23 protein-coding genes and 1 pseudogene are annotated in these 22,654 nt (G+C 61.3%); 15 read left to right on the top strand and 9 right to left on the bottom strand.

Features of this window, described 5'->3' with window-relative positions; genetic code table 11:
• Positions 1-14: 14 nt before the first annotated feature.
• Positions 15-710, bottom strand: coding sequence for a DUF2268 domain-containing putative Zn-dependent protease (locus OKW20_RS05775; protein WP_429170790.1), 696 nt, complete (start codon positions 708-710; stop codon positions 15-17).
• Positions 711-894: 184 nt separating this feature from the next.
• Between OKW20_RS05775 and OKW20_RS05780 the strand changes: the two genes are divergently transcribed.
• The 3 genes from OKW20_RS05780 (at position 895) to OKW20_RS05790 (ending at position 3,439) form a co-directional block, all read left to right on the top strand.
• The gene (locus OKW20_RS05780; RefSeq protein ID WP_429170792.1) at positions 895-1,701 is read left to right on the top strand and encodes an AraC family transcriptional regulator; all 807 of its coding nucleotides are present in this window, start codon (positions 895-897) and stop codon (positions 1,699-1,701) included.
• Between the two features lie 94 nt (positions 1,702-1,795).
• On the top strand, positions 1,796-2,713 hold the full coding sequence (locus OKW20_RS05785; protein ID WP_429170793.1) for a DMT family transporter: 918 nt from the start codon (positions 1,796-1,798) through the stop codon (positions 2,711-2,713).
• Between the two features lie 33 nt (positions 2,714-2,746).
• Positions 2,747-3,439, top strand: coding sequence for a B3/B4 domain-containing protein (locus OKW20_RS05790; protein ID WP_429170794.1), 693 nt, complete (start codon positions 2,747-2,749; stop codon positions 3,437-3,439).
• A 79-nt stretch (positions 3,440-3,518) separates the two neighbouring features.
• Here the strand turns inward: OKW20_RS05790 and OKW20_RS05795 are convergent, their stop codons facing one another.
• Positions 3,519-5,102, bottom strand: coding sequence for a peptide chain release factor 3 (locus OKW20_RS05795; protein ID WP_043615500.1), 1,584 nt, complete (start codon positions 5,100-5,102; stop codon positions 3,519-3,521).
• Between the two features lie 91 nt (positions 5,103-5,193).
• Between OKW20_RS05795 and dut the strand changes: the two genes are divergently transcribed.
• A complete protein-coding gene (gene dut, locus OKW20_RS05800; RefSeq protein WP_429112067.1) occupies positions 5,194-5,667 on the top strand; it encodes a dUTP diphosphatase in 474 nt (157 codons plus the stop codon).
• 13 nt (positions 5,668-5,680) lie between these two features.
• Here the strand turns inward: dut and OKW20_RS05805 are convergent, their stop codons facing one another.
• Positions 5,681-6,118: an Lrp/AsnC family transcriptional regulator gene (locus OKW20_RS05805; protein ID WP_043615495.1), complete on the bottom strand. Its 438-nt coding sequence runs from the start codon at positions 6,116-6,118 to the stop codon at positions 5,681-5,683.
• Between the two features lie 132 nt (positions 6,119-6,250).
• Here OKW20_RS05805 and OKW20_RS05810 point away from each other — a divergent pair, with 132 nt between their 5' ends.
• Positions 6,251-7,165 carry a DMT family transporter gene (locus OKW20_RS05810; protein ID WP_429170797.1) on the top strand — a complete coding sequence of 305 codons (915 nt, stop codon included), beginning with the start codon at positions 6,251-6,253 and terminating at the stop codon, positions 7,163-7,165.
• Complete coding sequence (locus OKW20_RS05815; protein WP_429170799.1) at positions 7,162-7,467, top strand: NIPSNAP family protein; 306 nt, start codon at positions 7,162-7,164, stop codon at positions 7,465-7,467. Before OKW20_RS05810 ends, OKW20_RS05815 begins: the two co-directional genes overlap by 4 nt.
• 39 nt (positions 7,468-7,506) lie before the next feature.
• Here OKW20_RS05815 and OKW20_RS05820 read toward each other — a convergent pair whose 3' ends face one another.
• Positions 7,507-8,139: a LysE family translocator gene (locus OKW20_RS05820; RefSeq protein ID WP_043615486.1), complete on the bottom strand. Its 633-nt coding sequence runs from the start codon at positions 8,137-8,139 to the stop codon at positions 7,507-7,509.
• A gap of 174 nt (positions 8,140-8,313) precedes the next feature.
• Here OKW20_RS05820 and OKW20_RS05825 point away from each other — a divergent pair, with 174 nt between their 5' ends.
• Both OKW20_RS05825 and cysK read left to right on the top strand, forming a co-directional pair.
• Positions 8,314-8,931, top strand: a complete 618-nt coding sequence (locus OKW20_RS05825; RefSeq protein ID WP_043615483.1) for a LysE family translocator — start codon at positions 8,314-8,316, stop codon at positions 8,929-8,931.
• Between the two features lie 137 nt (positions 8,932-9,068).
• Complete coding sequence (cysK, locus tag OKW20_RS05830) at positions 9,069-10,037, top strand: cysteine synthase A (protein WP_429170801.1); 969 nt, start codon at positions 9,069-9,071, stop codon at positions 10,035-10,037.
• A 76-nt stretch (positions 10,038-10,113) separates the two neighbouring features.
• Here cysK and OKW20_RS05835 read toward each other — a convergent pair whose 3' ends face one another.
• Both OKW20_RS05835 and OKW20_RS05840 read right to left on the bottom strand, forming a co-directional pair.
• Positions 10,114-10,602, bottom strand: a complete 489-nt coding sequence (locus OKW20_RS05835) for an SRPBCC domain-containing protein (protein ID WP_429170803.1) — start codon at positions 10,600-10,602, stop codon at positions 10,114-10,116.
• Positions 10,603-10,716: 114 nt separating this feature from the next.
• Positions 10,717-11,619 (bottom strand): annotated as a pseudogene (locus tag OKW20_RS05840) (YifB family Mg chelatase-like AAA ATPase); the annotation flags it as partial.
• Positions 11,620-11,668: 49 nt separating this feature from the next.
• Here OKW20_RS05840 and OKW20_RS05845 point away from each other — a divergent pair.
• From OKW20_RS05845 to OKW20_RS05865, 5 genes are all read left to right on the top strand, one after another.
• Entirely contained in the window at positions 11,669-13,213 is a 1,545-nt protein-coding gene (locus OKW20_RS05845) for a recombinase family protein (RefSeq protein WP_429170805.1), read from the top strand.
• Positions 13,214-13,451: 238 nt separating this feature from the next.
• Positions 13,452-13,598 (top strand): hypothetical protein, encoded by a 147-nt coding sequence (locus OKW20_RS05850; RefSeq protein ID WP_429170807.1) that lies wholly within the window; start codon positions 13,452-13,454, stop codon positions 13,596-13,598.
• Between the two features lie 16 nt (positions 13,599-13,614).
• Positions 13,615-14,253: a hypothetical protein gene (locus tag OKW20_RS05855; RefSeq protein WP_429170809.1), complete on the top strand. Its 639-nt coding sequence runs from the start codon at positions 13,615-13,617 to the stop codon at positions 14,251-14,253.
• A gap of 737 nt (positions 14,254-14,990) precedes the next feature.
• Entirely contained in the window at positions 14,991-15,338 is a 348-nt protein-coding gene (locus OKW20_RS05860; protein WP_429170811.1) for a hypothetical protein, read from the top strand.
• Positions 15,335-19,186, top strand: a complete 3,852-nt coding sequence (locus OKW20_RS05865; protein WP_429170813.1) for a transglycosylase SLT domain-containing protein — start codon at positions 15,335-15,337, stop codon at positions 19,184-19,186. The genes OKW20_RS05860 and OKW20_RS05865 overlap by 4 nt, the downstream gene beginning before the upstream one ends.
• Positions 19,187-19,398: 212 nt before the next feature.
• Here the strand turns inward: OKW20_RS05865 and OKW20_RS05870 are convergent, their stop codons facing one another.
• Positions 19,399-19,944, bottom strand: a complete 546-nt coding sequence (locus tag OKW20_RS05870) for a hypothetical protein (RefSeq protein WP_429170815.1) — start codon at positions 19,942-19,944, stop codon at positions 19,399-19,401.
• A 245-nt stretch (positions 19,945-20,189) separates the two neighbouring features.
• Here OKW20_RS05870 and OKW20_RS05875 point away from each other — a divergent pair, with 245 nt between their 5' ends.
• Positions 20,190-20,825: a recombinase family protein gene (locus tag OKW20_RS05875; protein ID WP_429170817.1), complete on the top strand. Its 636-nt coding sequence runs from the start codon at positions 20,190-20,192 to the stop codon at positions 20,823-20,825.
• 146 nt (positions 20,826-20,971) lie between these two features.
• Positions 20,972-21,931: a hypothetical protein gene (locus OKW20_RS05880; protein ID WP_429170819.1), complete on the top strand. Its 960-nt coding sequence runs from the start codon at positions 20,972-20,974 to the stop codon at positions 21,929-21,931.
• 49 nt (positions 21,932-21,980) lie between these two features.
• On the opposite strand, the gene OKW20_RS05885 is transcribed toward OKW20_RS05880, so the two are convergent.
• Together OKW20_RS05885 and OKW20_RS05890 are read right to left on the bottom strand one after the other, a co-directional pair.
• Positions 21,981-22,295: a DUF6804 family protein gene (locus tag OKW20_RS05885; RefSeq protein ID WP_429170821.1), complete on the bottom strand. Its 315-nt coding sequence runs from the start codon at positions 22,293-22,295 to the stop codon at positions 21,981-21,983.
• Positions 22,296-22,299: 4 nt separating this feature from the next.
• Entirely contained in the window at positions 22,300-22,614 is a 315-nt protein-coding gene (locus OKW20_RS05890; protein ID WP_429170823.1) for a hypothetical protein, read from the bottom strand.
• Positions 22,615-22,654 lie beyond the last annotated feature (40 nt).

A 22,654-nucleotide genomic window follows, 5' to 3' on the forward strand; every position in this document is an offset into this window, starting at 1 on the left:
CTCCAACGGAACCATCATGCCGCAACGAGCAGGCGTTCCTTGAGCGGTGCCCAGGCCTCGCCGATCACCACCGATGCGGGCGTTGCCGTCATCTGCGACGGGCGCGCATCCGGGTTCGCCGCCAGATAGGTCTTCACCAGGTGATAGCCGATCGTGTAGCCGGCCCAGCGCGGCAGGGAGCGATCGGTGCCGAAAAACCAGCCCGCATGATCATAGGTCTCGGCCCAAAGCTCTCGCTCGGCGCGCTCCAGCAAGCCTTCCCAGTCTGCAGCTTCGAGCGCATGATTCCACGCGTGGCCGTCGCCGCCGTTGATTTCCGCATCGAATGCATCGGCTAGCCCCTCGCTGACCAAAGCTTCGCCGAGCTTGGAACCATAACCGCAGGCGCCGTGGCGGAAGGAATGATGCAGCTCGTGCGTCAGTAACTTGCGCACCTCTCCTGCAGCAAGGCTTACCTCGAAATTCTCGTTGCCGGGATCGACCGTGAAGAAGACCAGCGCCCTGCGATAGCAGGCGCCTGCAACACCGAGTTCGGGAATCGTCTCGCCCGCACGATGCTCGACGAGGACATCGATGGGTGCAGCGCTGTCCGAGGCAGAAACCGCCGCGCCGATCCGCTCGGCGGTCTCGCGCACGGACTGCAGTATCCGCTCGCGCCACGGCGCCAGAGATCCGTCCGCTTCGAGGAAGTGAACACGCAGATCCAGCATTTCGATCATCTCCCTTTCGCGCCGCTTGGGATCGCAACGTAAGGATGCGGCCGGTGATTGCAACGTCGAAAAGATGAAAGTTTCCGTGAGCCGCGGATGTGAGCCCGAGGACGCGTCATTGCGATGGCCGGAGGCGGCTCTGCGGTGTACAAGACGAAGCTGGAGACCGGAGCAGGCGCGCGAGATGGCGAAGGGCAAGATCAGGATGCTGCGCAGTGCGGCCGCGGGCATAGACGCGGTCGAGGCCGAAACGCGCCAGTCCTTCGCCCGTCACACCCACGATCAGTTCGGCATCGGTCTCATCTATGAGGGGGCGCAGAAGTCGCTCAGTGGCCGTGGCATGGTCGAAGCCGGCGCCGGCGACATGATCACCGTCAACCCTGGCGAAGTGCATGACGGCATGCCGATCGGCGATGCCGGCCGCGCCTGGCGCATGCTCTATTTCGATCCATCCGTCATCGCCACTGCCGCCGAGGATATCAGCCAGGGCCGCGCGGATTCCGGCGAGTTCACTGCCCCCGCCTTTCACGACCGGGAGGTGGCAGATCAATTTCGGTCGCTGTTTGCGGCCATCACCGACCCAACGGCCAGGGCCGACGCCATCCGGCATGAAGAACAGCTCCTCATGCTGCTGGCAGGCGTTCTTGCCACCGGCAAGCGAAACCAGGGTGAGAGGCCGGCAACAGTCACGGCGGCCAAGGCGATGATCGACGACGACCCGACGGCCGCGATCACGCTGGCCGATCTTGCCGCTGAAGCCGGGCTCAGCCGCTTTCAACTGGTGCGCAATTTCGCGAGCGCGGTCGGCCTGACGCCACATGCCTATATCGTCCAGCGCCGGATCGATCTCGCTCGCCGCCTGATCGGTGGAGGCATGCCGCTGGCGGAGGCTGCGTTTACGGCCGGCTTTGCCGACCAGAGCCATATGACCCGCGTCTTCGTCAGCAAATATGGCCTCTCGCCCGGCATTTATGCCGAGGCCAGAAAGTAACACCCGCAATTCCGTTCAAGACCAGAGCCCTCCCCGGGCGCATTGCTGCACCAGCCGCGCAGCGACAAGCGTGGCGTAGCAACGGAGAACGGACGTGTCGGGAAAATTTCAAGGCTATCTCTACCTGTCACTGGCGATGATCCTCGTCGGCAGCACGGTCATCGCCAGCAAGATCATCGCGGCGGGCCTGCCACCGTTCACGGCCACCGCGCTGCGCTTTGCCGTCGCCTTCCCGCTCTTCCTGCTGTTGATGTGGCTCACCAGGACGTCATGGCCGAAACTGAAAGGCCGCGACTGGCTTCTCCTCATCGCCCAGGCGGGGGCCGGCAGCGTCGGCTATACGACGCTCTTGATCGCCGGCCTGAGCCTGACGTCGGCAACCGATGCCGGCGTGGTGATCGGCACCCTACCGGTGGTTTCCGCCGCCATCGCCATCCTTCTTCTCGGCGAGCGTCCGGACCGCAAAGTGCTTGCGGCGATCGCGCTTGCCGCAGCCGGCGTGCTCACCATCGTCTTCAAGCCCGGTGAAGGCGGCGCCCATTCGCCGCTCGGCATCGCCCTTATCTTCGGTGCCGTCATCTGCGAGGGCCTGTTCATCCTTCTCAACAAGCGCGTGAAGACGGAGATCTCGCCGCTGGCGCTTTCGACGCTGATGGCCGGCCTCGGCTTCGTGGTCGCCCTCATCCCCGCGCTCTTCGAGACGCATGCAACGGCCGCGATCGACAGGGACGCAATCGTTGCGGTTCTCTACTACGCCCTCATCCCGACCGTTGCCGGCTTCCTGCTCTGGTATGCGGGGTCGGCCAAAGTGAGCGGCACGGAGGCTTCCGTCTTCACCGCGCTGGCGCCCGTTTCAGCCGTCGCCTTTGCCTTTCTCTTGCTCGGCGAGCCGGTCGGCGCCCCACAATTGCTTGGGATCGGCTGTGTACTCGCCGCCGTCCTCGGCATGACCCTACCCCAGATCCGCGCTGGCCGAAGGACAGCTCGCGCCCTTCCCGCCGCAAAGGCCTGAACCAGAATGAACGCATCCACTTCGAGGACTTCCATGCACTTCCAGCACGCAGGCGACATCTGGCGCGACTTCCCGGAGCTGAGCGCCGGCGCGCTTTTCATCGATGGCATCAGCGGCGGCGTCTCGGTCGGGGACCATGTTCGCCAGTTCCAAGCGATCGCGAACGATCGCCTCGGCGCAGGTTCGGAAAGCGACCTGCCCGAGATCCAGGCCTGGCGCCGGACCTTCGCCAAGATGGGATTGAAGCCGACGCAGTATCGCTCGGCGTCTGAAGCCTTGCTCCGGCGCTTCCGCAAGGAAGGCGACCTACCCTCGATCCACCCGCTGATCGATCTCTGTAACGCAGCGTCGCTCGCCTTCGCCATACCGATCGCGGTCTTCGATCTGGCGCAGGTTGCCGGCCATCTGCATGTCTGCCGGGCATTCGGCAACGAGAGCTATCTGACGTTCTCAGGAGAAACGGAAAATCCGGAACCAGCCGAAGTGGTCTTCACTGACGCGGAGGGGCGGGCGCATGCCCGGCGCTGGACCAACCGGCAGGGCGGCCTTTCGGCGATACGACCTGAGACAACGCGAGCGCTGATCGTGGCAGAAGCGCTGCACGAGACGGCACGTGAGGACATCGACCGCCTGTTCACAGCACTTTCGCCGGCCATCGAACAGACCTGGGGCGCTCGTCCAAGCATGGCCATGCTCGATCGTTCGTCGCCGCGTTTCGATTTTTAGGTTTAGGGATTTCGTTCGGAAACGGCGCTTGTGCACCGAGAGGCCGGCCGATGCCTTGGCACCGGCCGGACGCAAACAATCACGCCGCCTTGGCGACGTGATACTCCTTGATCGCGACCATCTTGATCGCCGGATAGCGCTCGGCTTCGTAGCGCAGCGAGAAGCTGTCCTGCGCCAAAAACACCGGGTCGCCGTCGAGATCGCGGGCGATGTCGCCGCGACGGGCGGTCACGAACTTGTCGAGTTCGGCAGGCTGGTCGGATGAGATCCAGCGGCAGACCGAGAAGCGCGACATTTCGAAGGAGACCGGCAGGCCGTATTCGGCGCTGAGGCGCTCCTTCAACACGTCGAGCTGCAGCGCGCCGACGACGCCGACGATCGCCGGCGAGCCGTCTTCCGGCGAGAAGAGCTGCACGACGCCCTCTTCCGCCATCTGCTGCAGCGCTTCCTTCAGCTTCTTTGCCTTCATCGCATCCTCGAGCCGCACGCGGCGCAGGATTTCCGGCGAGAAGTTCGGCACGCCCTGGAACACCAGCGGCTCGCCCTCGGTCAGCGTATCGCCGATCCGGAGCGTGCCATGGTTCGGGATACCGACGACATCGCCTGCGTAGGCCGTGTCGGCGAGCTGGCGCTGCGAGGCGAAGAAGAACTGCGGGGCGCTCAAGCCCAGCTGCTTGCCGGTGCGCGACAGGCGCGCCTTCATGCCGCGCTCCAGCTTGCCGGAGCAGACCCGGGCAAAGGCGATGCGGTCGCGATGGTTCGGGTCCATGTTGGCCTGGATCTTGAAGACGAAGGCCGTCATCTTGTCGTCGGTGGCATGCACCGTGCGGACATCCGCCACCTGGTCACGCGGCGGCGGCGCGATGTCGCCGAGCGCGTTGATGAGATCGCGCACACCGAAGTTGCGCAGCGCCGAGCCGAAGAAGACCGGCGTCAGATGGCCTTCGAGGAAGGCCTTCTTGTCGAAGGGCTTGCAGGCCTCGATCGCCAGCATCAGCTCTTCGGTGAAGGCGTCGCGCTCGTTTTCCGGCAGGCGATGGGAAGCCATCTCCGGGCCGTTGACCTTGGTCGGGATTTCCTGCGTGTCGGACCCGCGCACGGTGTTGTCGGCGAGGTTGTAGGAGCCGCAGAAGGTCTTGGAGCGCCCGATCGGCCAGGTCACCGGCGCGCAGTCGAGCGCCAGCTTTTCCTCGACCTCGTCCAGGATCTCGAAGGGATCGCGGCTTTCGCGGTCCATCTTGTTGACGAAGGTGATGATCGGGATATCGCGCATGCGGCAGACTTCGAAGAGCTTCAGCGTGCGCGGCTCGATACCCTTGGCGGCGTCGATGACCATGACGGCCGCATCCACCGCCGTCAGCGTGCGGTAGGTGTCGTCGGCGAAGTCTTCGTGACCGGGCGTATCGAGAATGTTGAAGACGTTGCCGCCATACTCGAAGGTCATCACCGAGGTGACGACCGAGATGCCGCGCTCGCGCTCGATCTTCATCCAGTCCGAACGGGTCTGGATGCGGTCCTTCTTGGCCTTGACCTCACCGGCGAGCTGGATGGCACCGCCGAACAGCAGCAACTTTTCCGTGAGCGTGGTCTTACCGGCGTCCGGGTGGGCGATAATCGCAAATGTGCGGCGGCGGGAGACCGCCTCGGCGAGAGTTTCAGCCATATCGTAAAATCCTGTGAGTTGCCGCGTCCTTTACAGGCTCGGCCCCGATTATGCAATTGACCGAGGTGCCCGTGGCCCGGCTTATGCGGGCATGAGCACGCACACGTCCCTATCCCGCCCGACCCTCAACCTCGTTCGCCTGCCGCACGGCGAAGGCCTGGACCTTCCGGCCTACGAGACCGCAGGCGCTGCCGGCATGGATTTGCGCGCGGGCGTTGCCGCCGATCGGCCGCTGATGCTGAACCCAGGCAAGCGCGCCCTCGTTCCGACCGGCTTCATCTTCGAAGTGCCCGCCGGCTACGAGGCGCAGATCCGCCCGCGGTCCGGCCTTGCCTTCAAGCACGGCATCACCTGCCTCAACACGCCCGGCACGATCGACAGCGACTATCGCGGCGAAGTGAAGGTGCTGCTGGTCAATCTCGGCGACGAGGAGTTCATCATCGAGCGCGGCATGCGCATCGCCCAGATGGTGATCGCACCGGTCACGCAGGTGACGGTTCGCGAGGCCGACGGGGCAAGCGAGACGGCACGCGGCGCCGGCGGCTTCGGCTCGACCGGCGTTTAAGTCAGATTTCCCATTAAAGGAGCGGCGGCAGGCGGCGCTTAACCGGCGTCGACTTGACGATCGAGGTGTTGGTCTGCGCCTTCTCGGCGATCCGGTCGAGGATCGTGTCGAGCTGCGCCATGTCACGCACGTAGAGCTTGGCGATGAAACAGTCGTCGCCGGTGACCTTGTCGCACTCGACGAATTCCGGCGTTTCCTGGATCAGACGCTCGACGATGTGCAACATGCCCGGCATCGGCCGCACGCGGATGACCGCCTGCAGCGGGTAGCCGACCTTGGCGGGGTTGAGGGCGATGGTGAAACCGTCGAGGACGCCGCGCTCTTCGAGCTTGCGCAGCCGATCCGCAGCACTCGGAGAGGAGAGCCCCGCCTCCTGCGCCAGTTCCTTCAGCGACACCCGGGCATTGGCTGCCAGTATGTCGAGGATTCGTCGGTCTATCTCGTCCAGCATCACGACACCATAAGTCACAACAACAATCAGAACTTCGATAATTAGGCAATATAGCATAATCGCCTTCGTTCATCCATGGGAAAGGCCATGAGTACCGGCTATTCTGCGATCACCAATAGGAGCGCAGTGACCATGAATACCGAACTCAAACGCGGCAGTATCGAGATGACGGCAGCAATGCTGATCTCCGGTACCATCGGCTGGTTCGTGCTGATGTCGGGGCAGCCGGTGACGAGCGTGGTGTTCTGGCGCTGCGTCTTCGGGGCCGTGACACTCGTTGCCATCGCCTGGGCGCTCGGGCTTCTCGACCGTCGTCACTTCAGTCGTCGGATGCTGCTGCTGTCGGTCGTCGGCGGTATCGCCATCGTCGTCAACTGGCTGCTACTGTTCGCCGCCTATTCGCACGCATCGATCTCGATCGCGACGATGGTCTACAACACCCAGCCCTTCATGCTCTTGGGGCTCGGCGCCGTATTCCTCGGCGAGAAGATCACTGTCACCAAGATCTTCTGGCTCCTGGTGTCGTTTGCCGGCATGCTCGCGATCATTTCGGCCAAGCCCAGCCAAGGCTTCGCGCCCGAAGACTACCTGATCGGCGTTGCGCTTTCGATCGGCGCTGCCTTCTTCTACGCGATCGCGGCGATTGCGACCAAGCTGCTCAAGGGCACGCCGCCGCATCTGATCGCGCTGATCCAGGTGATCACCGGCACCGTGATGCTGGCACCGATGGCGCTTGCCGCACCCGCCCCGTCAGGCGCAACGCAATGGTCGATCGTCCTGACCCTCGGCATCATCCACACCGGGCTGATGTATGTGCTGCTCTACGGCGCGATCCAGCGGCTGCCGACACATGTGACCGGCGCGCTTTCCTTCATCTATCCGATCGCTGCGATCGTCGTCGACCGCTTCGCTTTCGGGCACCAGCTGCAGCCGATCCAGATCGCCGGCTCGGTCGCGATCCTCGTTGCCGCCGCCGGCATGACTCTTGGCTGGAAACTTCGCTTTCCCTCTTCTATCAAGCGGGAACGCGAAGGGAGAACCGCATGATCACCTGCTACCTGAAATACGTTATCGACCCTTACAAGGCGGCCGAGTTCGAGCACTATGCCAAGCTCTGGATCCCGCTCGTCAATCGGCTGGGCGGCACGCACCACGGCTACTTCCTGCCGCACGAGGGGGCGAACAACATTGCACTGGCGCTCTTCAGCTTTCCGAGCCTGGCCGCCTACGAGGTCTACCGCAAGGAAATGGCCGTGGATCCGGAATGCCAGGACGCCTTCGCCTATGCCGAGAAGACGCGCTGCATCCTCAGCTACGAGCGCAGCTTCATGCGGCCGGTTTTCGAGTAAGCCCGCTCCGGGATTGACGAAGGCATCGGCAAGCGCGCGTTAGCGCCGCGCTTCCGAGGCCATGCTCAGCGCGAAGCCGAACAGCGCCGTACCCATCGCCCAGCGCTGCACCACCATGAACAACGGCCGCCCGGCAAGGAAGGCGGCGATACCGCTGGCGGCCAGCGCGATCATGGCGTTGACCGTCACGCTGGTCGCGATCTGAATCGAGCCGAAGACCAGCGATTGCCCGAGCACGTTGCCGAGTTCCGGCCGGATGAATTGCGGCAGCAGCGAGAGATAGAGCACCGCCACCTTGGGATTGAGCAGGCTCGTCAGGAAACCCATGACGAACAGCTTCTTCGGCCCATCCTTCGGCAGGTTCTTGACCTGAAAGGGTGAGCGGCCACCGGGCCTGACGGCCTGCCAGGCGAGATAGAGAAGATAGGCCGCACCGGCGATGCGAAGCGCATCATAGGCGAAGGGCACGGCCAGGAGCAGCGCGGTGATCCCGAGTGCCGCCGAGACCATGTAGACGACGAAGCCGAGTGCCACGCCGCCGAGCGAGATCAATCCGGCGCCAGGCCCCTGGCTGATCGAGCGCGAGATCAGATAGATCATGTTCGGCCCCGGCGTCAGCACCATGCCAAGGGCCAGGAGGGCAAAGCCGATCATATCCTTCAACTCGGGCATGGAGAGGCGCCTTTCGCTCGTTTTCAGCAAGCTCTACGCATTTCGCTGCAGCGGACAACGGCAGACTTGTCACCCGATCAATTTCGTCAGCGGACGCCCGCCGATCGCAGTTCGGTGATTTCCTTTTTCGGCCGCTTGCGGTAGAAATCGGCATCATCTTCGCAAGGACGTTCCATGACGCTCGCGGCCCTCATCGCCTATAGCGGCGCGCTCTTCATCGCCGCTGCCATCCCCGGCCCCGGCGTGACGGCGCTGGTTGCGCGCGCGCTCGGCTCCGGTTTCCGCGAAACCTTCTTCATGGGCCTCGGCATCGCGCTTGGCGACATGATCTATCTGACGGCCGTCATCCTCGGGCTCGCGCTGATCGCCCAGACCTTCACCACAGCCTTCCTGGTGGTGAAGTTTGCCGGGGTTCTCTATCTCGCTTACATCGCCTGGAAGCTCTGGAGCGCGGGGCTGCTGCCCGAGGACATCAAGGCAAAGCCGTCGACGAGTGCGGCCATGTCCTTCCTGTCCGGCCTGCTGATCACGCTCGGCAATCCGAAGACGATGCTGTTTTACGTGGCGCTCGTGCCGACGCTGATCGACATCAGGGCGATCGGCCCCGGCGATTACGGCCTGCTGCTGACCGCCACCTTCCTGGTGCTCCTAAGCGTGCTCGTGCCCTATATGCTGCTCGCCTCGCGTGCGCGACTGTTGCTCAAGCAACCGAAGGCCCTGAAAGCGCTGAACCGGGTTGCCGCCAGCGTGCTTGCCGGAACGGCGGCCTATATCGCCGTTCGCGCCAACTGAAAAAACTTTTCCCGAACAACGACTTCGCCGGTGGTTTTTCCTTCGGCGGATCGCCGCGCGGTGTTTGTCGTTCTGGAATTGCGCGTTCTTTGTTCCTATTCTCATAGCACGACACTTCACGCCCAAGGGAGAAACTCATGTCCGACACACGCAAGCCCGGCCGCGGCCGCGTCTACTCCTCGATCACGGAAACGATCGGCGACACACCCATCGTGCGGCTGGACAAGCTTGCCAAGGAAAAGGGCGTCAAGGCGAACCTGCTGGCCAAGCTCGAGTTCTTCAACCCGATCGCCTCGGTCAAGGACCGTATCGGCGTAGCGATGATCGAGAGCCTGGAAGCGCAGGGCAAGATTACGCCCGGCCGCACGACGCTGGTGGAACCGACCTCCGGCAACACCGGCATCGCGCTCGCCTTCGTCGCGGCCGCCAAGGGCTACAAGCTGATCCTGACGATGCCGGAGACCATGTCGGTCGAGCGGCGCAAGATGCTGGCGCTGCTCGGCGCCGAGCTGGTGCTGACCGAAGGCGCCAAGGGCATGAAGGGCGCGATCGCCAAGGCGCAGGAACTGGTCGAGACGCTGCCGGACGCCATCATTCCGCAGCAGTTCGAAAACCCGGCAAATCCGGAAATCCACCGCAAGACGACGGCCGAGGAAATCTGGAACGACACGGACGGCGCGGTCGACATTTTCGTCTCCGGCATCGGCACCGGCGGCACGATTACCGGCGCCGGCCAGGTGCTGAAGGCGCGCAAGCCCTCAATCAGGGTGATCGCCGTCGAGCCGGAAGAATCGCCGGTTCTTTCCGGTGGCGCCCCCGGCCCGCACAAGATCCAGGGCATCGGCGCAGGTTTTGCCCCGGCGATCCTCGACACCACGGTTTATGACGAGATCGTCACTGTCAGCAGCGCCGAGGCGATCGAATTGGCACGCCTGGTCGCCAAGCTCGAAGGCGTGCCGGTCGGCATTTCCGCGGGCGCCGCACTCACCGCCGCAATCGAGATCGGCCAGCGCGAGGAAAACACCGGCAAGACCATCGTCGTCATCATCCCGTCCTTTGCCGAACGCTACCTCTCGACGGTGCTGTTCGAGGGCCTGGGCGGCTGATCGGGCTGGCATCACCTACAATTAGAAAGGGCGCCACGGGCGCCCTTTTTGTTTGTCGTTGATGCGTGGTTCCGCTTCAGCCAGCCTGCTCCGTGAAGCCTGCAAGATTGGCAAGCGTCGAGCGCAGGCCGGCGTCGTGATCTTCCTTCGAAATGCCCTCCGGCACGTTTTCGCAGGTGACGCTGACGCGGGTGCCATCTGCCGCCGGCTCCAGCGCCCAGGTGATCCGCATCGTCCCGGCAAAAGCCGGATCGTCGGATTGAAACTCGGTCTCCTGCACCACGCACCGATCCGGCTCCAACGCGACGAAGCGACCGGAAACGATGTCGGCATCCTCCGAACTCTTGCCCTGCGTCCTGTCGTCCGGCGCCTCGTAGATCAACTCCATGTGGAACGCGCCGCCGACGTGCGGCTCAAAGGCATGCACCTGCCCCTTCATGCCTTCGGGCGGCAGCCAGACCGCCACCGCAGCGGGATCGACCAGCGCGGCGTAGATCTTTGACGGAAGCGCCTGGATCAGACATTCGGCGCGATCGGTTCTTCTGCCCTTTGGAGTATCCGTCATCCAGTTCACTCCTCGCCGGCCAAGCTGCTTCAAGAAAGCTTGGACGATCCGCTTCCAGCATCATGCGTGCCCGAGACGGCGAGAGCTGGGCATGCACAGTCTTGTCTGCCCTCGTCAGGCAGCCGCCTGCAGCCGCTCGCCGGCAATGCGATAGGAAATCGCCTCGGCGAGATGAATGCGGCCGACGGTTACTGCGCCATCGAGATCGGCGAGCGTGCGGGCGACCTTCAGCACACGGTGGTAGCCACGGGCGGAGAACTTCATCTTTTCGGCAGCGTCCCTGAGAAGCTGCAGCCCGGCCGCATCGGGTGCCGCAATCTTCTCGATCAGCGAGGTCGATGCGCGAGCATTGCTGGTCAGCTCCGCATGGCCGAGGGCGGCAAAACGGTCGATCTGCATGGCGCGGGCGCGGGCGACGCGACGGGCGACGACCTCGCTGCTTTCGGCCGCTGCCGGCTTCAAGAGGTCGGCGGCACTGACGGCCGGCACGTCGATGCGGATATCGATGCGGTCCATCAGCGGGCCGGAGATGCGCGCCTGGTAGTCGGACATGCAGCGCAGGCCGCGGGCGCAGCTACGGCCCGGCTCGCCGGCCATGCCGCAGCGGCAGGGGTTCATGGCGGCGACAAGCTGGATCGCGGCGGGATAGCTCACCCGGTGATTGGCGCGGGCGATGATGCATTCGGCCGTTTCGAGCGGCTGGCGCAGCGCATCGAGTACCTGCGGCGTGAATTCCGGAAACTCGTCGAGAAACAGCACGCCGTTATGGGCGAGCGACGCCTCGCCGGGCTTGGCGCGAAGGCCGCCACCAACCATCGCGGCCATGGTGGCGGAATGGTGCGGCGTGCGAAACGGCCGCCGGTCCGAAAGCTTGCCGCCCGGCAGCTGCCCGGCGATCGAGTGGATCATAGACACTTCGAGCAATTCGGCCGGATTGAGCGGCGGCAGGATCGACGGCAGGCGGGCGGCAAGCATCGACTTGCCCGATCCGGGCGGGCCGACCATCAACATGTTATTAACGAAAGACCTTACCCGAAACAAAGGCCTCTGATATATGCACCTGACCATGAACGACCTGATCACGACCAAGCCGAAAGCTTACAGCTATATCCGCTTCTCGACACCCGAACAGATGAAGGGTGACAGCTTTCGTCGCCAGCTTGAGGCAGCAGAGAAATACGCTGCCTTGCACGGGCTGACGATCGACACAACCTTCGACTTCCACGACCTGGGCGTCTCCGCTTGGCAGGGCAAGAACCGTACCGAGGGCATGCTTGGGGAGTTTTTACAGTTCGTCCGTTCTGGCGACATCAAGCAAGGTTCTTACTTGTTGGTCGAGAACCTTGACCGAGTGTCCCGAGAGAACGCTATGGATGCCCTCGACACACTTAAGGATATTGCCCGCGAAGGCGTCACAATCGTGACCCTCAACGACAGTCGGGAGTACACCTACGAGAGCCTTCGCCGGAACCCCATCGACTTGATGGTCGCTGTCATGATGTTCATGAGAGCGAATGAAGAGAGTGAGGTTAAAGCGAGGCGCTTGCGGGAAGCGTGGACGACCAAGCGGGACAAGGCCCAGAATGGCTCCAAACCACTAACCGCTTTGTGCCCCGGTTGGCTTAAGCTGAACCGTGACAGCAACAGCTTCGACGTCATCCCCGAACGTGCCGCGATAGTCCGCCGTATCTTCAGCCAGACGCTGGACGGTGTCGGGCAACACAGCATCGCTCAGGGGCTGAACCGAGAGGGTATCCCTGTCTTTGGTCGCGGGAAGATGTGGCAGCGTTCGTACATCAACAAGATGCTCGCGGACCATGCGGTCATAGGAAACTTCACGCCACATCGGGCCGAAAGGATCAACGGCAAAAAGGTTCGTGTTCCAACCGAGACAATCGAAGGTTACTTCCCTGCGGTCGTAGAGCGTGAGGCGTTCGACCGTGTTGCCTCAATGATCAGCGCACGACCGACATCAGCACGCGCCCCTGTCGCTAACATGCTCGCGGGCCTCGCTCGATGCCCCTTATGCGATGCCTCAATGACCCGCATCAACAAAGGCTCTGGCCCCAAGGGAGGCAAGCCCTATCTCGTCTGCTCAAGGGCGAAAGTAGGTGCTGGGTGCGAATACAAACAGGTAAGGATGGAGAACGTCGAACATGGGATAATCCACCACGTCGAGGAGCTTTTAGGCCGGCTACCGTCGCCACATGAAGGACTGCAGACCAAGTGGGACACCCTGCTTACCCATCAAGGGGCCGTCTACGAGGAGATCGAAAGGCTTGTAGAAGCCATCGCGCAGGCGGGGCACTCTAAGGCGCTGCTGAGGCGCCTGACGAAGATGGAGCATGAGCGCGACGAGATCGCGAAGACGCTTGAGGAGGTGGAAGGGCTGATAGCGGATAGTCTTACCAACCGAGTTCAGAACACAGTCAAGGAGTTGGTCGCAGCAGCGCAGGCGGAGGAGTGCGATGCCGCGAAGATCAGCGCGACGATGCGACAAGTGTTCTCGAAGGTCGTGGTGGACTACCGAGACGGCCAGCTTTGGTTCCACTGGAAGCACGCCGAAGGAGAACCAACAGACATAACGTTCGCGATGCCTTTGGCGAACTGATTGGTCGCGAAACCAGACGCTGGTCCGCCGGAGGTGCAAGACATGACACGCGATCTCTTCGCGAAGCTGCCGCTCATAACCAACACAAGGACAACCCTCTAACGTCTTGATCAGGAGTTACTTTGCGCAAGAACTATCCACTTGTGGATATAAGATATTGATTTTATTGATTTTTATCCATTGACGAGACAGCCAACACCACGTCTAACTCCTCCCATCAACAACGAGGAGTAACGAGATGAATATGAAGATTGGTCAGGGCCGCCATCGTTTCGAGCTTGAACTCGATTTTGCCGGCGTCTTCCTCCGCGTGCCGCTCGTCGGAGAGTTGGCGTCCAACCGTATCACGCCTTGGTGCTGGTCGAAGTGGTCGGAAGTCCGTTGAAAGGCGGCACATCCGAATGTCTAAAGCCTCTGAAATCATGGCTGTCCAGTTGCAAGATAAGACCATCCGCTTCTTCCATCGAAAGCGCGCTCTATGGTTCTTCGAGACCGATCTAAAGACGTTCTTGGCCGATGACCGTAACAGTACCATTGGCCCCCCGGAGATCGAGCTGGTCTTTCAATCAGTTCAAGACATGCAGGCCATCAGAGGGGGACCGCTGGAAAACTTCATCGTCGTCCAGGGGTTCCTAAGCGTAATCGCCAACGCACCGTCGCCAGATGTCGGGGACCGATTGATGAAGGTGATACGAGCAGCGGCAGCGGTGTGGTCGCTACCATCCGCGTTGATTGCTACAGCTCGCATGCCGGTGCGCGGCGAAAATGGACAGCTTCGGAAGCTACTTGCATCGTCCGACATGTTCGAGGGGTTGCTTGCTTCAGTCCCTTACAATGAACGGCTGACAAGCAGCCTTACCGTCGCGCAAATAAGACTGGTTGAAAGCCTGGTCCTGACTGTTCACGAAAGACCGCTGGTGGAAAGGATCATAGCCGGCTTCGACGGGGCGTTTGCCTACACCGAGGACATGCTGTTGACGATGAGCTGGCCAAAACTCAAGAACTACCCGATGGGCGAGTTGCCAAACTCCAATCCATAAACCGGACGTCCACGAGGCCCGCTGAAACAACTTGCGCCCCCGTTGAGCGATCTTCGGGGGGCTTCGCCTTTCTGATGTCGTTTCCCGTTCCGCCGTATGATCATGGAGAGGCGTTGCGGGGGTGGTCGGCACCATCGGTCATTTCGAGAGGAGCGCTCGTCCTCGCTCGAAACCCGCACCAACAAATCGATACATGCAGTAGCTGTATCGTCCTTCCAAGTACCAACCTCAGATTACCCCTTACTTAAAGAGAAGTACGAGAGCGAGATTACCCCCACCATACGGGGAAGACCAAGAACGAGATTACCCCCACCGATACGGATAAAGGGGGAGGAGAGGCTGAACTAATGAAATTAGGCTTCTCTCAGATTTCTTTATGTCGTTGATGATGATGAAATCCTATCTCAACAATAGGTCTCCCTGACGACACCCTCAGGTCTCCTTAACGATCACCTATCGACCGATGAGGGATCACCCTCGTCAGTCATCGTCTCCATCTCCACCCGCACAGTCGCTTCATCGACACCCTTCAGTCTGGCACACGCCAGCCTCGATCATGGGAGGTGCGGATGCTGGTCACTCTGACCGGCAAACTCTCTTCGTTGCGTTGTTGTCATTTAGCCCCTGCGTCTCACCGGACGTGGGGTTTTTTTCGTCGGCACGACACCACAGCGAGGAGGTCATCTCAAACGACAGCAACGCGATACATAGCCCGCCTGACGGGCCAGAGAGAACCCATGCATCAACCAGACATATCGCCCTTGAGGGTCTTCATCGAGCCGGTGAAGATCACCCACAAGGGGCAAGGCTATTCGGTCTCCTTCAATGGTGAGACCATCATCGCCAGAACCCGCAATCCCGCCCCTGACGCTTGTCGTCATCTGGTCGCCCTGGGTCACCGGGGACGAATGGAGATTTGGGACAACGAGCGCCCCTACCCCCGATCGGTCTTCCACGACATCGAGCGTGCGGCCCGTTTCACAGTAGCCGAGAGCAACGCCCACGGTCCCCGCATCGTCCGGTTCAAGACGATGGCGGAAGACGTCAGAGGCGAGCTTTTCACCTCACGGAGCGCCTCGCAATGACCGACATCAAGGCTATCATCACCAATGCCGCCAACCGCTACGGCGAAGACCCTGATACCGCCATCCGCATGGCCCGTCTCGAAAGCGGGCTGAACCCCAGCGCCAAGAACCGCAACTCGACCGCCTCGGGCCTCTTCCAGTTCCTGAGCGGCACCTGGGACCAGTACGGTAACGGGCGCTCGCCGTTCGATGCCGAGGCCTCTGCGGATGCCGGCGTTCGCCTGATGCGTGACAACAGGCGCATCCTCCGTCGCGGGCTTGGCCGTGAGCCGACCCCCGGCGAAATCTACATGGCCCACCAGCAGGGCGCAGGCGGTGCGTTGTCGTTCCTCAAGAACCCGACCGCAGCGGCCCACACCATCGTCGGCAGCAAGGCCATCAGCCTGAACCTTCCGAAGGAACGGGCAGGGGAAGCTATGACGATCACAGCCGGCGACTTCGCTCAGCTCTGGTCGAACAAGCTCGGCGGTGCCAGCGGTCCATCGCTTTATTCGGGAGGTTCGGCGACCGGCTCGGTTGACCCGAACAGCTCCTTTCGAGCGACCGATGGCGTAGACCCGACCAAGACCCAGATCACCCTCGGGGAGACCGACACCAACCGCAGCGTCGATAGCGTGACCGAACGGGTCATGAAGGAGAAGGCTGAGAAGGAGGCCGAGGAGGATGCTCCCGGCTTCTTCGAGGGTGCCAAGCTGGCGCTCCAGAACGAGTGGTCGATCCTGGCCCCGATGCGGGCGCTCGGCAACTTCACCCCCGACACCACCTACTTCATTGATGAGGCCGAGGTGAAGCGCGTGGGTGAGGGCGTCCCAACCCAGTTCCTCTCGGAGTTCGAAGACGCTGTCTCGGCTGAGCATGCTGATGCCATTCGTGGCCGCATCATGCGCCAGCTTGAGGTCAACGATAAGCTGAACAAGATGGGCGCGACCGGCGTTGGCTTGCAGATCGCTGCTGCCATGACCGACCCTGGCGCCTGGGCGGCGACCGCTGCGATCTCTGCGGCGACTGGTGGCCTGGGCGCTCCTGCTGCTGTTGCTGCCCGCTTCGGGCGCATCGGCACGGTGGCGCTCGGTGCCATCGAAGGTGCCGCTGGCAACCTTGCCGTGGACAGTGCGCTTCATGCGGTTGACCCGACGAAGACCAAGACGGACCTGATGTATTCCATCGGGACCGGCATCGTCATGGGCGGGGTCTTCTCAGGCTTCCGCAACCCGACGCGGGCGCTGGCCCAGGAGAATGACATGATCGAGAATATCGGTCACGCCATGACCCAGGAGGCCAGGGCAGCCAACGCAGGGCGCTCGGTCGGTGCCGCTCAGTCCAACTTCGTTGAGCCGATGTACCGCACGGACGCCGCTGACCAGCACCGCGCCTGGAAGGAGATCGACAAGGAATACAAGACGTTCTTCGGCAAGGCCCGCTTCGATCTGGCCGCACAGCTCGGCAAGTCCTCCAACCCTGCCGTTCGCGGCATCGGCAAATACCTCGTCGAGGACGCAGCCGGCAACGCCATGAAGGACAAGGTCAGCGTCATCGCGGCCTCCGAGACGCAGCGTCGTCTCCAGCGCTCGGCCAACTATTCCTGGGCGAAGTCCTTCAACCAGCACTGGTCGGCCTACCGCAAGGCCAACAAGATCAGCACGTGGAAGTCCGTGGACGCTCAGAACGAGTTCTCCGAGATGATCACGGCTTGGCAGCGAGCTGACACCCAGGCAGTGCGTGATGCGTTCCCTGCCGAGGTCAAGGCTGCCGGCGCTCACTTCAACACCATGATGCGTGATTGGTGGAAGCAGGCCCACGACGCCGGCATCACCCGCACCGAGATGGGCGCTGAGAACTACGTGCCTCGCATCACCAACCGGGAAGCTGCGGTCGATCTGATCAACACCTTCGGCTACGGCAAGAACCTCGACGGTGAACAGGTAGGCGTCAGCAAGTTCTTCACGGAAGCGATCAAGGACGCTCAGCCTAACATCCGGCCCGAGCTGGCCGAGAAGATGGGCCACGCGATCACCGACCGAATGTATAAGCTCGGTCACGGCCAGGAGCTGGGTGCGTCCCGCGCACTGGCCGGCGAAGATCTCGACGACTTCCGCAAGCTCCTGCTCGATGCCCGCTTCGACGGCGGCAACATGATGTCGGAGGCCGAGGTCGATGAAGTGCTGACCAACCTGAAGGGCACCAAGTCCCAGGCTGACAAGGAGGCCGGTGGCAGCTCCAGGCTGAAGCACCGCGTCCTCATGAACGAGAACTTCTCGATGACGCTCTCCGATGCTCACGGCACGACCGTGCGCGAGGTGAAGATCAGCGACTTCTACGTCAACAACGCCAACCTGCTGATGCACCTCTATAACCGGAACATGTCCGGTCAGGTCGCTCTCGCGGGCGTCAAGATACCAAACCCCGTCAATCCCGACGAGCTTCTGGTGGACGGCATCCGCTCCTCGGGCGACATGGACACGCTGATCGATAAGATCAAAGGCGTGGCCTCGGAGGAGGGCAAGCGGGGCAACAAGACGCTGGACACGACCGGCGACGAGAAGAACCTTCGTTTCGCCTTCGACGCCATCATGGGCATCCCTCGGTTCGACGAGACTGGCAACCTGCCGCGCTTCATGCGGCTGACGCGAGACTTCAACTTCACCCGCCTCATGGGTCAGGTCGGCTTCTCGCAGATACCGGAAGCGGCCCGTGTTGTTTCCCAGATGGGCGTCAAGACGTCCTATACCGCGCTGCCTGAGTTCCGTCGCCTGATCAACATGGCACGCAGCGGGCAGAGCGTGGACGAGCTGATGGACGAGATCGACGACCTTGTGGCTGTCGGTCGCGACTTCGAGGTGGGTGCATCATACATCCCCTCCGACGCCTTCGGTATTCCCCAGGCGCTCGCCAGCGGCAGCTCGACGCCCATCGGCAAGGCTATGGACTGGATCGAGCCTCGGCTTCATCACGCCAACCGAGCGGTGGCGATGGGTTCGCTCATGGCCCCGATCAACGCCACGCTCCAGAAATGGTCGGCTCGAGCTTTCGCCCAGAAGTTCAGCGAGCTGGCCAAGGGCGGCAAGGGCCTCACCCCGAACCGAATGCGCCTCCTCGGCCTGGACGACGACAAGATCGCCCTGGTCAAGAAAGCCTTCACCGACCACGCGGAATACAAGGGCAAGCGACTGACGAAGCTGAACGTGGGCGAATGGCCGACCGACGCTCGCAAGGCCTACACGGAAGCGCTCAACCGAGCCTCCCGCAACATGATCCTTGAGAACGACGTCGGGCAGTTCGCCAAGTGGATGAACTCGCCGCTCGGCAAGGTCTTCCTCCAGTTCCGTTCGTTCGCCGTTGGTGCCTGGACACGCGGCCTCATGCAGGGCCTCAATCAGCGCGACATCACAGCAGGCGTCCAGCTCATGCTGGCGTCGATCACCGGCTCGCTCGTCTACTGGGGCCAGACCCACCTGCAGCTCCTGGGTGACCCTGATCGGTCGCGCAAGATGAAGGAGCGGCTGTCATGGTCGAACCTCGGCATTGCCGGCGTCATGCGATCCTCGGAAAGCTCCCTGCTGCCGATGCTGATCGACACGAGTGCCAGCTTCACGGTTGGCGAGAGCGTCCTCGACTATCGTTCGAGCGGCCTGACCGGCACGCTGTTCGGTAACCCGACCGCTGACCTCTTGCTCGACAAGCTGCCTAAGGCGACATCGGGAATTGTGACTGCTGCATTTGGCGACGACTACTCTCGCCACGATGCGAGGGCCGTCACCGACACCCTCCCCTTCCAGCGCCTACTGCCCGTGCAGTGGTTCTTCAACTGGGCCATGCAGAGCCTTCCTCGAAGAGAGTTAGGCTACTAAGCGCGGTTTTCCGTTGTGCCGTATCGACCGTGGAAGAGCGTGAGAGGTTCGGGTGGTCTCCTTGTACCATCCAGCCTCGAACGCGCTTCTACGGTCGGAATATCCGAGTTAAAAATCTGAGAGCCCAAATCAGATATAGGGAACATGCAATTTCCCCCCGGTGGTGCCTATTTTGTGCGTGTCGACAGAAGTGGATACTTCGGCACCTCTCCCTATTCCGCCTCAAACAAGGAAAGCATTAGCATGCTTAAGTTGGGGTCGCTGCCTTGTGTTGATTGAATACCTATGGCTGCCTTCTTATCAAACCCCAACAGCTCCACTCCGTAGACCGCGACATCCGAGGAACCCTGTGCCTGCTCAAGAATTTTCTTTGATTTAAACTTTCGCTCAACGAAGGATTTCACTTCATCGGCCCCACCGACGCCTTGCTTCGTGATGGCGCAGTTGTTGCTAAGCTTCCCGTTATCCATAGTCCTCTGCCCAACTACTACGACAAACGCTTCGGAGGCATCTTTTGCAATTCCCCAACCGCGTTGAGCGCCGGCAGCCAACGTCACGACATGCTCCTGAGGAAGTTCCTTGAGTTGCATGCCATAGAATGACGCGGCCTGCGTGAGGATCGTGCTAACAAGGTCGGGCTTAAGTTGGCTCCCGATACATACGCTCTCGAACAGATCGGTAAACGTACCCGTCTCACTGGCGATTGCATCGGAAGAACCCGCAGCAACCACAAACGCAAGTGCTAATTTCCTAAACATTCAACCCCCATGCGCATCTAACCGGATATAGCCATCGGAAGTTTCATACGGCCGGTCAAGGGACCTGGCCTGCGTCCCACAGTCCTTTTCCTGTTTTCTGCGGCACGGCCAAACAGTGTTCGCAAGGGTATACCTCAGCGGACGCTTCGGCGGCGGCGGAAGATATGTCCGATAGGGTTGACTTAGTTCTTTCGTACACATATCCATTCGGACAAAACCCCAACGGACATGTGGAGTGAACCATCATGGCAACCTTTCTTTACGCCCGCGTATCTACCTCTGAGCAGACCCTCGATCACCAGCAGTCTCAAGCGGAGAAGGCTGGCTTCACCTTCGATCATGTCATTGCTGATCATGGCGTATCGGGTATGTCTGTCCTTATGAAGGACCGTCCAGAGGGCAAGCGCCTCTTCGATATGCTGCGAGCCGGTGACACTCTCGTGGTTCGTTGGGTCGACCGACTGGGCAGGAACTATGCAGACGTGACCGACACTATCAGGGAGTTCATGCGTCGGGGCGTGGTGATCAGGACCGTAATCAACTCCATGACCTTCGACGGGGCCACGGCTGACCCCATACAGATGGCTGTCAGAGACGCGATGATTGCCTTCATGGCTGGCACCGCACAGGCCCAAGCAGAGGCCACGAAAGACGCCCAGAAGGCTGGCATAGCCAACGCGAGAGACAAGGGCAACGACAGCTATAAGGGTCGCAAGCCGAGTTATACCCGCGAGCAGTACACGACTGTGGCTGATCTCCTTAGGAAGAGCGACAGCGTGTCAGAGATCGCCCAGGCCTCAGGCCTGACCCGCCAAACGGTCTACAGGATTAAGGAAGACCCAGCAGCCGCAGAGAAGGCGTTGGCAGCTTGGGGGTTGTGATCGCGAGGGGGCGATAATGAGTTTTCGAAATTCCCTTGAAGCGGTGACGTGCATGCTGGTTGCGTGGATTTCAGATGGCGACTTTAGCGAGCGGGGCTGGTAAGAAGTAGGCGCCCTGTTCACGGACACGAACGAGACTACTTCTCATGCTTCCGGCAACCGACCAAGAACGATTAGACGTTTGCGACTACTTCGCGTCACAAGCTCCCGATCTGAAGATCACCTTCCTGCAGAAGGTTTATTCCGAAACTGTTTTAAGCCATCGACATGATGTGTGGGATATTCACACAGACAAAGATCGATGGTGGGTCATAACCAACCCCACCAATCTTTATTCGCAGGACCAGTTCCCGAACATGGATTTGGCGGTGACCTTCCATATGGGGCTGTGCCTACGCATGCCTGTATCCGAGCCACGCCAACTAAACGCTCGAAGAATTATGCCCTTTGGGGAGACCTTTAAGCAAATCGCGGATTGCACCGCTGCCCTTTCGCGTGCAGACACGGTGGCCGACTTCCAAGCGGTAGGTATGCGTAGCCGCGAGACTTTACTGACGTTCATCGGAGCGGCCCAAGATTGGGTGCGGTGGGAATGCAATGACCGGCCGATGCGCGCCGACTTCCGGGCTTGGGTCGAAGTGATCTTGGCTGAAGCTCTACCGGGTCGAGAGCAGAAAGAGCGGCGGCACCTATTCAAAACGCTCCTGATCGAGGCATGGACATTTGCGAACTGGTTAACTCACGCTCGAGCGGCGACTTGGCACGATGCGGAGGCGTGTATCTCGACTGTCGAACATGTCCTTGGACTTGGGACGTCGTTGGTCATCCGCTTCCACAGGGACGTTCCTGAGGCCTGTCCCAAGTGCGGCTCTCGCTCGTTGGCACCTGAGGAGGGGCGAGATGTCCGAGATCTGGATGTCGTCTGGGAGCGCCCCGTATGCGGGGATTGTGGCTGGACCGGCAAGCCGATGCCAGTCGACGTGGAACCGCTGGACGAGGAGCATGCTCTTGCGTTGATCGAGCGCGTCGGCGGAAATGAAACGGACGAGTGCGTCATAATGGAAGCACCACTACGACGCATTCGAAAACCAACTGACGTAGATTAGCGAGGCGATAGTGCGTTTTCGCCACCTCAGACACGCGGAGGACCTGCTGCTACGTTTCTGTTGCCCTATCCTTCCTCAGTGCCATGTACGCAAACAGACCAGCGGTAAGAAGGTCAATCGGCAACCATGTCGACCGGCTCAGTGCAACGGTGACAACTGGATTGAAGAGCAAGGCCACGAGGCCCATGACGATCACACGCCAGCTGAACGAACGGGAGCTTTGATAGTCGACATACGCGGCAGCGGCTGCTGCTATTGTCACCACGAGCCGCAGGAACGTGTAGTATCCGTATGGAAGCGGCAGGATAGCGACGACGAGCAGGGCTGCCGGTATCAACAGATACAAAGCAGGACGATCACTCATCGGTCTAACGTCCTCTGCTGAAGAGCAGACCGCCGAGGCCCGCTGCCCCGTTCACCACCAGCAGCACGAGGCCGATCACGAGAGACGGGAAGCAGAGTAAGCCCGCCTGCCACCACTCCCAGTTCCACGCCTCCATAGCTCCGAAGAACCCCACGACAGCCACGGCAAGGCTGCCAATCGGACCAAGCATCAGCGCGACGATGCCGATGACGATCGACACGATCCAGTGTAGGCCGAGCCACTCTTGTAAGCCTGCCTGAAATGCCACGAGCTGCGCGATGCCCAGCGCATACATCAATATTACCCAGATGATCCCCATGCTCCCCTCCCTTGCAAAGGTTCGAAAATACTACTGTAAG

This window comes from Ensifer sp. LBL, assembly GCF_050435225.1.
Classification (GTDB): Bacteria; Pseudomonadota; Alphaproteobacteria; order Rhizobiales; family Rhizobiaceae; genus Ensifer.

Excerpts from the sequence above, each read along its gene's own strand:
- OKW20_RS05775 (WP_429170790.1), bottom strand. The coding sequence starts at position 710 with ATGCTGGATCTGCGTGTTCACTTCCTCGAAGCGGACGGATCTCTGGCG.
- OKW20_RS05780 (WP_429170792.1), top strand. The coding sequence starts at position 895 with ATGGCGAAGGGCAAGATCAGGATGCTGCGCAGTGCGGCCGCGGGCATA.
- OKW20_RS05790 (WP_429170794.1), top strand. The coding sequence starts at position 2,747 with ATGCACTTCCAGCACGCAGGCGACATCTGGCGCGACTTCCCGGAGCTG.
- OKW20_RS05795 (WP_043615500.1), bottom strand. The coding sequence starts at position 5,102 with ATGGCTGAAACTCTCGCCGAGGCGGTCTCCCGCCGCCGCACATTTGCG.
- dut (WP_429112067.1), top strand. The coding sequence starts at position 5,194 with ATGAGCACGCACACGTCCCTATCCCGCCCGACCCTCAACCTCGTTCGC.
- OKW20_RS05805 (WP_043615495.1), bottom strand. The coding sequence starts at position 6,118 with ATGCTGGACGAGATAGACCGACGAATCCTCGACATACTGGCAGCCAAT.
- OKW20_RS05810 (WP_429170797.1), top strand. The coding sequence starts at position 6,251 with ATGAATACCGAACTCAAACGCGGCAGTATCGAGATGACGGCAGCAATG.
- OKW20_RS05815 (WP_429170799.1), top strand. The coding sequence starts at position 7,162 with ATGATCACCTGCTACCTGAAATACGTTATCGACCCTTACAAGGCGGCC.
- OKW20_RS05820 (WP_043615486.1), bottom strand. The coding sequence starts at position 8,139 with ATGCCCGAGTTGAAGGATATGATCGGCTTTGCCCTCCTGGCCCTTGGC.
- OKW20_RS05825 (WP_043615483.1), top strand. The coding sequence starts at position 8,314 with ATGACGCTCGCGGCCCTCATCGCCTATAGCGGCGCGCTCTTCATCGCC.
- cysK (WP_429170801.1), top strand. The coding sequence starts at position 9,069 with ATGTCCGACACACGCAAGCCCGGCCGCGGCCGCGTCTACTCCTCGATC.
- OKW20_RS05835 (WP_429170803.1), bottom strand. The coding sequence starts at position 10,602 with ATGACGGATACTCCAAAGGGCAGAAGAACCGATCGCGCCGAATGTCTG.
- OKW20_RS05845 (WP_429170805.1), top strand. The coding sequence starts at position 11,669 with ATGAACGACCTGATCACGACCAAGCCGAAAGCTTACAGCTATATCCGC.
- OKW20_RS05850 (WP_429170807.1), top strand. The coding sequence starts at position 13,452 with ATGAATATGAAGATTGGTCAGGGCCGCCATCGTTTCGAGCTTGAACTC.
- OKW20_RS05855 (WP_429170809.1), top strand. The coding sequence starts at position 13,615 with ATGTCTAAAGCCTCTGAAATCATGGCTGTCCAGTTGCAAGATAAGACC.
- OKW20_RS05860 (WP_429170811.1), top strand. The coding sequence starts at position 14,991 with ATGCATCAACCAGACATATCGCCCTTGAGGGTCTTCATCGAGCCGGTG.
- OKW20_RS05865 (WP_429170813.1), top strand. The coding sequence starts at position 15,335 with ATGACCGACATCAAGGCTATCATCACCAATGCCGCCAACCGCTACGGC.
- OKW20_RS05870 (WP_429170815.1), bottom strand. The coding sequence starts at position 19,944 with ATGTTTAGGAAATTAGCACTTGCGTTTGTGGTTGCTGCGGGTTCTTCC.
- OKW20_RS05875 (WP_429170817.1), top strand. The coding sequence starts at position 20,190 with ATGGCAACCTTTCTTTACGCCCGCGTATCTACCTCTGAGCAGACCCTC.
- OKW20_RS05880 (WP_429170819.1), top strand. The coding sequence starts at position 20,972 with ATGCTTCCGGCAACCGACCAAGAACGATTAGACGTTTGCGACTACTTC.
- OKW20_RS05885 (WP_429170821.1), bottom strand. The coding sequence starts at position 22,295 with ATGAGTGATCGTCCTGCTTTGTATCTGTTGATACCGGCAGCCCTGCTC.
- OKW20_RS05890 (WP_429170823.1), bottom strand. The coding sequence starts at position 22,614 with ATGGGGATCATCTGGGTAATATTGATGTATGCGCTGGGCATCGCGCAG.